General features: G+C 37.7%; 10 protein-coding genes. 2 read left to right on the forward strand and 8 right to left on the reverse strand.

Annotated elements, in window-relative coordinates:
- Positions 1-274, forward strand: a 274-nt coding sequence (locus J8L97_RS22120) for a hypothetical protein (protein ID WP_211052829.1), incomplete at its 5' end; no start/stop codon positions are given.
- Positions 275-406: 132 nt separating this feature from the next.
- Here the strand turns inward: J8L97_RS22120 and J8L97_RS22125 are convergent.
- From J8L97_RS22125 to J8L97_RS22155, 7 genes are all read right to left on the reverse strand, one after another.
- Positions 407-1,702: a zonular occludens toxin domain-containing protein gene (locus tag J8L97_RS22125; RefSeq protein ID WP_211052831.1), complete on the reverse strand. Its 1,296-nt coding sequence runs from the start codon at positions 1,700-1,702 to the stop codon at positions 407-409.
- Position 1,703: 1 nt separating this feature from the next.
- Positions 1,704-2,108, reverse strand: coding sequence for a DUF2523 family protein (locus J8L97_RS22130; protein WP_211052833.1), 405 nt, complete (start codon positions 2,106-2,108; stop codon positions 1,704-1,706).
- Position 2,109: 1 nt separating this feature from the next.
- Positions 2,110-3,435, reverse strand: coding sequence for a hypothetical protein (locus J8L97_RS22135; protein WP_211052835.1), 1,326 nt, complete (start codon positions 3,433-3,435; stop codon positions 2,110-2,112).
- Between the two features lie 115 nt (positions 3,436-3,550).
- The gene (locus J8L97_RS22140) at positions 3,551-3,772 is read right to left on the reverse strand and encodes a hypothetical protein (protein WP_211052837.1); all 222 of its coding nucleotides are present in this window, start codon (positions 3,770-3,772) and stop codon (positions 3,551-3,553) included.
- 14 nt (positions 3,773-3,786) lie between these two features.
- Positions 3,787-4,029 carry a hypothetical protein gene (locus J8L97_RS22145; RefSeq protein WP_211052838.1) on the reverse strand — a complete coding sequence of 81 codons (243 nt, stop codon included), beginning with the start codon at positions 4,027-4,029 and terminating at the stop codon, positions 3,787-3,789.
- A gap of 2 nt (positions 4,030-4,031) precedes the next feature.
- The gene (locus J8L97_RS22150) at positions 4,032-4,313 is read right to left on the reverse strand and encodes a single-stranded DNA-binding protein (RefSeq protein ID WP_211052840.1); all 282 of its coding nucleotides are present in this window, start codon (positions 4,311-4,313) and stop codon (positions 4,032-4,034) included.
- Between the two features lie 12 nt (positions 4,314-4,325).
- A complete protein-coding gene (locus tag J8L97_RS22155) occupies positions 4,326-5,582 on the reverse strand; it encodes a phage/plasmid replication protein, II/X family (RefSeq protein ID WP_211052844.1) in 1,257 nt (418 codons plus the stop codon).
- A 205-nt stretch (positions 5,583-5,787) separates the two neighbouring features.
- Here J8L97_RS22155 and J8L97_RS22160 point away from each other — a divergent pair, with 205 nt between their 5' ends.
- Positions 5,788-5,958, forward strand: coding sequence for a hypothetical protein (locus J8L97_RS22160; RefSeq protein WP_211052846.1), 171 nt, complete (start codon positions 5,788-5,790; stop codon positions 5,956-5,958).
- 266 nt (positions 5,959-6,224) lie between these two features.
- Here J8L97_RS22160 and J8L97_RS22165 read toward each other — a convergent pair whose 3' ends face one another.
- Positions 6,225-6,587 carry a hypothetical protein gene (locus J8L97_RS22165; RefSeq protein ID WP_211052848.1) on the reverse strand — a complete coding sequence of 121 codons (363 nt, stop codon included), beginning with the start codon at positions 6,585-6,587 and terminating at the stop codon, positions 6,225-6,227.
- Between the last annotated feature and the right edge of the window lie 235 nt (positions 6,588-6,822).

Raw genomic sequence — 6,822 nt, forward strand, 5'->3', positions numbered from 1 at the left:
AATTATGGGCTATGAAAATATAAGACAAATAAATCGATATTTATTTTTTAGCACTTATAAATCAATGGCTTATGACCGATATTTGATAGTATCGGTCATTTTAGATATGATGATTTATGATGCTGCGCTACGCTCAGGCTTCGCTTGGCTCAGCATCATAAAATCAATAATGAATATTAATCTACAGCTTTCTTTAGATGTCCGGTTCTTATATTTCGCGCAAGCGCTGGTATATGCTCTGGATGTTCAGCAAGAAATTCAATCATCTGTTTAACTTCACATTCACAGCGGCTCGGTATCCAAACAGTACGTTTTACTAAGCCTTTTTCTTTTTGCTTAGCTTCATATTTCTGATTTCTAGTCATTAAATTATCCTTAAAAATGTCACCAGTGACATATGCAACAATCAAAGAAAAGCATCATCATCTGAATCGGTTTTGTTTTTGTTTTGTATGTAAGAATTTGGAGCGCAAAGCGCGCGATATGTAAACTTTGTTTGGAGTTGATTTATAACGACATTGCAAGAATTAAAGTATTGAATGCTAAAGCCCATACTCGCCAACTCATAAGAATTAACACTAAAATCACCATATTTTTCAGTGATGAATCTAAAAACAAATTCGCGATGTGTTCTATCCGTTCTTACAACTTCATGAATGCCAGTGACAAAAATGTCACTAGCGTCATAAGGCAAACCTACAAAACCAGGTTTAGAATTAGCAGTCTGAAAATTATCATCAACACGATTAGAATTGCTATTTTTTTGAGTATCACCAGAACGAACTTCAACGGCTTTTTCAACACTCTCCACAGCGCTTTCATGGCTGGTGAAATACCATATCCAATACAGTACGCAAACAATGATTGCAGTAATCGGAAAGGCAAAAACAGGACTGTATAAGAAATTTTTACCCTGTCCTTTTGTAACACCTCCGGTCGCTGTCGATTTGTAGCATTTATGCACTTCGACTGGGATTTTCTTCCAGACAATTGTACTCGATTTATTTGGTGTTTTTCCGTCAAGCTTTGGGTTGTGTTCAAAGATTCTCGGGCGTCGATTATAGTAAGGAATTGCCGCGAGGCCATCAAAATACTTATGGGCGTAAGCGTATTGACTAACGTTGCGAATGTACTTGTGAACAGACGTGATATCAGGTGTACAGACAATAATATCCCAGTTATATTTTCGATGACGCATGTAACATTCTTTAAGCGTTTTTGGATAAATAATATGCCCGTACTCATTAAATAGCTCCTTTCCCAAGTCATCAGTGTCACCACTCGTTAAATGCTCAGGTTTAAATTTTTCGAGTTGTTCAAAATGATATTGATACCAATGTTCGGGTATCAAATCTTTATAGTTATCAATATGTTTGTAATCGCAAGAATCAGGTTTAAAAGTGGCTTCGGTCGGATAAATGTCTTGCACTTCGTCAATTAAAACAAGCGCGCCAGTGGGCATCCAGTGATACCAATTTCGCCAAAGCGTTTGTCCGACCGCATTTTGTGAAGAAAGACGCCAAAGCTGGGCGGTGTCTGGGAAAACCTCTTGTAGTTCAGTTTGTATTTCATCAAGCGGTAAAATACCCTCAATATTCGTTACAACTAAGCGCCCTTTTCTGAGCGCTGGTAAGACTTCAAACCAAACAGCGCTAGCTGATTTGAAAGAACCAGGAGCGCCATGAAAAATTGATGATGCCATGTTATAAGAACCTCATTACGTAACGAGCGAGAAAAGCCTGAGTGATAATATTAAGACCATCGAAAAAACGCATATCAAGAAGCGCCGCCTTCACATCTCGCGGTAGAGAATTTGCAGCAGATAACACTTTCGAAGCAATTTGATAATTTTCCATCACAACTTTAGCAACAGACCAAGAAAGCTTTATCGCTTCAAGCTGCGCAGCTATTCGTAAAAGAGTTAATTTTTCGATAAAAAAAGCAAGCGCACGTTCGAAAAAACTCGGAACATCGTCATCAAGAAATGACCAGATATCCGTGAAAAAGTCCCCCATCGCCTGCGCGGCCCCAGCAACACCCGTATAAGTATCAGCAAAAGCAAAGAACGGGAGGAAAAGCACAAAAATGATTAACGTTACATATTTCATGTTATGGCCCCAACAATATATAAAGTGCAGTTAACGAAGATAGAAGCAAAACAGCAGCAGAAATAATTCTAAAAAAGTCAGACAACCGAGACAGGCCCATATCAACATTGACACCCTTAATTTCTACAGTTCGTTCTTCATATGTTGCAGAAAGTGACGGCGAAATCTCAAATAGCGAAGATGATTCAGCTTTTATTTCATCTAAATAATCTTTCAATTCTTGCTTTTTATCTTCAACTTCGTCAGTAACATCTTGTAATTGCTGAGTAGTAAAAATCGCATTTAAGCCTTCGTCATTTTTACGTCCAGCATCAAAATTAAAGGGCGGTTCTTCTTCCCCATCTCCATCTCCATCTCCATTACCATCTCCATTACCATTACCATTACCATTACCGCCGCCAAGTTTATCAACAGCACTTTGAAGTAATGTATTAGTCTGATTTAATTGTGATTGCGTAAGTGATGTATTGAAGCGAATTTCTGCGAGAACTTCGTTACCGATTTGCGATTCTTCTGCAAGTCTATCAAGTCTCGAATCGTTAGAATTACTTGCATCAATTTGATTTTTATTAAGTGCATCAAGATTTTTATTTATCTTATTTGATGCGCTAAGCTGGTCTTGTGTTTCCCCCCCGTCAGTTTGATTTGGTTGGCCTTTGTCAGGTGGGGGCGTTGTTTTATCAACTTCTTTGTTTGGAGGTCTTGCACACATCGAAGGTTCAGCCGAGCCATATTTTGTCGGCACATAATACCCACCATCATCCCCAGTCTCGATTTTGCATTGAGTACCATCTTCATTATCAAAACAATGTTCTGTTTTGCCGTTGCCAGTGCCAAAAACATAAGGGTCACTATCTTTTGGGGTTGGGCAGCGGTTAGGAACGGATGGTAAGCACCAAGTTGCCTTGTCATTTTCATCATTCGGTTTGAAAACAGGTCCAATATGATGATTAGGGCTTGAATCTGTAGGGCATTCATAGTTACCAGTAGTGGCTTCTTCAGAAAAATGATAGTGATATGTCACATAAGAAATTGTTTGATTATCATAACCACAGTCACAAAGCGCTTTCCAAGACGTTTTTCCATGACCTTTGTCAAAAGCTGTCCAGCCATACCAACCGTCTTGCCCCCTTTTTTCATCTTTACCAAGAGCTTGACAACCCCCTGCATCGATATTCCCAACGAACGAACCGTTATTCATACAATAATGTTTTTCAGCGCTTTCGGGCTGAGCTGGAGCATAATCAGAATCTATATACTCAACTGCATAGATATTAGAAACAAAAAAGACGCTACTAAGCGCCAATAAAAATATTAGTAATCGCATGTAAGCGCCTCAAAAAAATGGCGGTTTTACCCGCCTTAACTTGTTCTTACGCCACTTGAGAACCCTTCGACAAAACACCAGACCAAAAATGACGCAAGAAAAATTGAAGTGAACATTAGTTGCGAAGTTTTGAAACAATCATACCAATTGCAAAACCGATTGCAGCGACAGTAATAACGCCTGTTATAATTGCCGTGTAATTTGTTGTGCCGTCAGTAACCGCAGCATCAATTGCAGCAGTGTGGTCGGCAGCAAATGCAGATGCAGACGCCATCGCTGTTGTTGCTAATACGCTCAATTGAGCACGCTTTTTAGCTAAGATATCTTTAAATTTCATGTGACTTTCCTTTTTTAAGTTTTACCCATTACGCGAACAATTCGACCGATACAATGGGCTGTTATAAAAGCAACCAATGCTGATGAGTTAATCAATGCAAACGTTGCAGTATCAAAAGCAAACAACTCATTAAGAGCGCTTACTAAATTATTTGACTGTAGTGAATTAAGCTCTGTTTGAGTCAAAAGAACGTAATCACATACAGCACTATCTATTGCTGTAAGCGCCCCATTATCTGAAATAGAGACACACTGCATAACTAAGACTTAATAGCTTTGAGTTTTAAGTTATATCTATCAATCTGTAAGTCGCCATAAGCACCAATTTTGAAAGACTCAGGAGCTAGTTGATAATCACCAATTTCATACGCGTCTTTGTGGTCATCATGAGTCAAAGTAAATTGAACGGGGAAGACACCTCCCAAATGTGCAAAAGCTTTTTGTTCATAGACAGTGCGGTCAGGCTTCCCGTCTTTGCCCTTAAATGTCCTCGGAGTTGGCATGTGAGAATTATTTGTGTCTAAGATTGATATTTTTAACATTGTAATTTCCTATTAAGATACTAAGCGTAAACCCGTTTCAAACTGCTTAGAGAGGCGCTGAGGCTCAACCCAATTTGACGGATGTTGTTTTGAAAAATCGACATTGATAAAACGAATAAGGGGTACAACATTAGATGCTGTAGCTTGTAAATTTTGTAAATATGCTTTGGGTACAACCTGAGTTAGCTCTTTAACATTTCTATAAAAAGTTTTGTCAGGCGTTGTTGCTTTTACTTCGTCCCACCCTTCGTGCTTCATCATTCTAAAAAAACGAAAAAGGCGATCAGCTTTTGAATAGCTAAAACCTGATTTTGTCTCTGTTTTGAAATGCTTTCTTAGCTCGTTGTGTATCTCTGAATCAGAATAAGTTTTCATCGTGTGGCCCTCAAATGTCTTAAAAATATCTGACCAAGAGCGATGCCATAACTCACGAATTAAACACCCTTTAAAATTACTGCTGTATTCTTCAAAAGCCCATAAATTTGTTGGAATAGCTAAACGATGTAACATGCGCGGCATGACGCTAGCTTCTAACCTCAAAGCATTTTCAGAAAATTTAATAACATCAGGTGACTGCATTGAATCGAGTTGGTTTTTATATACTTGGTCTTTCGTTTTATCGTATTTAGATTGAGTTTTAGTAAGTTGGTCTTGTAGCTCAAATTGCTTTAAATAAGCTTTTAAACGCTTATGTCTGCTTCCTTTTCCGAAGTACGCAGTTGTATCGAAAGTTGATTTACTACCACGAGTCTGTCCATTTGATATATTTCGCAAAGCGTGAATAACATTTCTACTATCTGTTTCATTCTGTAGATGCGCTGTAAATGTACAGTCAATTTGTGCAAGCTCGGACAAATGAAAATCTAAAATATCTGTCATATCAGGAAGTGCATAACAAAAAGCAGATATAAGAGAATCAATACATGTCATAACATCACAAGTACCAAAAACATTATGACCAGTAAGCAATTTTGCAGGGCTGGCTTTAAGTTCAATATGCGGATAATAATTGCTACCACCTGCCCTAACCTTAAAAGCCAAACTAGCCCAACTGGAAGGGAGTGACTCAAAGGGATGGCGAAGAGCAGAAACCTCAGCTAAACATATATTTTCAGAATCTAAGCGATAGTCATTACTTGTAAAAGTAACGTCCCCTGCTTCCATTTTGCATCCACGCTTTTGACATTCTCGTAAATCAATCAACCCGCTTCCGCCATCTGGGGAAACGCTAACGATAGACTCGTTAAAAGGTATTTTGATTCTAAGCATATCAATCACTATTCAAATATTCCGTTTAAAGCAATGCTGTGATTCTAATGGAAACAAAGGATTAAAATCGGTCAAGACTGACCTTTTCTAAGTTTCTAAGAATTTATTTTATGAGTCGAATCTTAGTTTCTAAGAATCTAATTGTCAACATTTATAAGTTTATCAGTTTATAATTATTGATAAATTGATAGATAACGGTACAGATATGCCAACAAAACACATAGATGATGCGACTTGGAGAAAAGTCGAAAAAGAACATGTTAAGGCAGTAGTAGCAACGCAGAGATCATTTAAAGACACAGAAGTGTTAAAGATATTAATAAACAAAGGTTTAGAAGAAATAACAGAAGAAGATTATAAAAAATACGGAAAATAGAATCGGTCAAAATGACAGTAGAGTCCACTATTAAAGTATGTGGACTCTGAACATGTACCAAAATCGAAACTAATCAGTAAATTCAAAGATGGGTTGGTTTATCAGGGGGGCGATTTAATTTCGCTTTTACTAACTAACAATGTGCAGCCAAAACATTATCAATGTCTTTGACACCTTTTGGTTTCCGCTTCGCTATCGGCTGTCGCCAAGTCAAACGTCAAGAACGTAGCAACAGCTAAGCTTTAGTACGTAATAATTATTACGTACTAAAACAAATCTAACAAAATCGAATCTCTCTTAGCTGGGTTTTTACGTAGATATTCAATTATAAGTTTTTCGCTCTCGGTAATTCTCATTACTGATTTAGGGTCATCTGATTTCTTGCGACCTGAGCCCTTACGCTTTCCACCGTGAAATTTTATATCCTGCTCTTCGCTACTGGCCAAAGACAAAAGATAATTTCTAAAATACTCACGGGCGGAACTTTCTGTATAAACAAGTTTAGATGAATAAGTAAGAGAGTTAGTTATAGAAACTTCATTAAAAACAACATTGTAAGTTGCTCTGTGACCGCACTTTGTACTGAAGACAAAGAGCTCTTCTGATAATTTTCGAGTAATAATATCCATAGTAATTTGATTTGTGTAACGAATTTCAAGATAAGATAACAAAGCTAAGGATAAAGTTCAATACTTGATTTAAGTAACGGTTTTCATATCCCATAATTTGGTCTATGTTACGGGCCAGTCACGTCAAAGACGCTCTGATAATATCTGCGCTTCGCTATTTTCGCAGATATTAAAACCAAAAGCGCCCCGCTATTCGACATTTTAGCGGAGCGCTTTCTCAACATAATCCTGTTGC

It is taken from the genome of Pseudoalteromonas sp. MMG012 (assembly GCF_018100875.1).
Classification (GTDB): domain Bacteria; phylum Pseudomonadota; class Gammaproteobacteria; order Enterobacterales; family Alteromonadaceae; genus Pseudoalteromonas; species Pseudoalteromonas aurantia.

Bases quoted from the DNA above. Each gene is read 5' to 3' on its own strand.
- J8L97_RS22125 (WP_211052831.1), bottom strand. From the start codon at position 1,702: ATGGCATCATCAATTTTTCATGGCGCTCCTGGTTCTTTCAAATCAGCT.
- J8L97_RS22130 (WP_211052833.1), bottom strand. From the start codon at position 2,108: ATGAAATATGTAACGTTAATCATTTTTGTGCTTTTCCTCCCGTTCTTT.
- J8L97_RS22135 (WP_211052835.1), bottom strand. From the start codon at position 3,435: ATGCGATTACTAATATTTTTATTGGCGCTTAGTAGCGTCTTTTTTGTT.
- J8L97_RS22140 (WP_211052837.1), bottom strand. From the start codon at position 3,772: ATGAAATTTAAAGATATCTTAGCTAAAAAGCGTGCTCAATTGAGCGTA.
- J8L97_RS22145 (WP_211052838.1), bottom strand. From the start codon at position 4,029: ATGCAGTGTGTCTCTATTTCAGATAATGGGGCGCTTACAGCAATAGAT.
- J8L97_RS22150 (WP_211052840.1), bottom strand. From the start codon at position 4,313: ATGTTAAAAATATCAATCTTAGACACAAATAATTCTCACATGCCAACT.
- J8L97_RS22155 (WP_211052844.1), bottom strand. From the start codon at position 5,582: ATGCTTAGAATCAAAATACCTTTTAACGAGTCTATCGTTAGCGTTTCC.
- J8L97_RS22160 (WP_211052846.1), top strand. From the start codon at position 5,788: ATGCCAACAAAACACATAGATGATGCGACTTGGAGAAAAGTCGAAAAA.
- J8L97_RS22165 (WP_211052848.1), bottom strand. From the start codon at position 6,587: ATGGATATTATTACTCGAAAATTATCAGAAGAGCTCTTTGTCTTCAGT.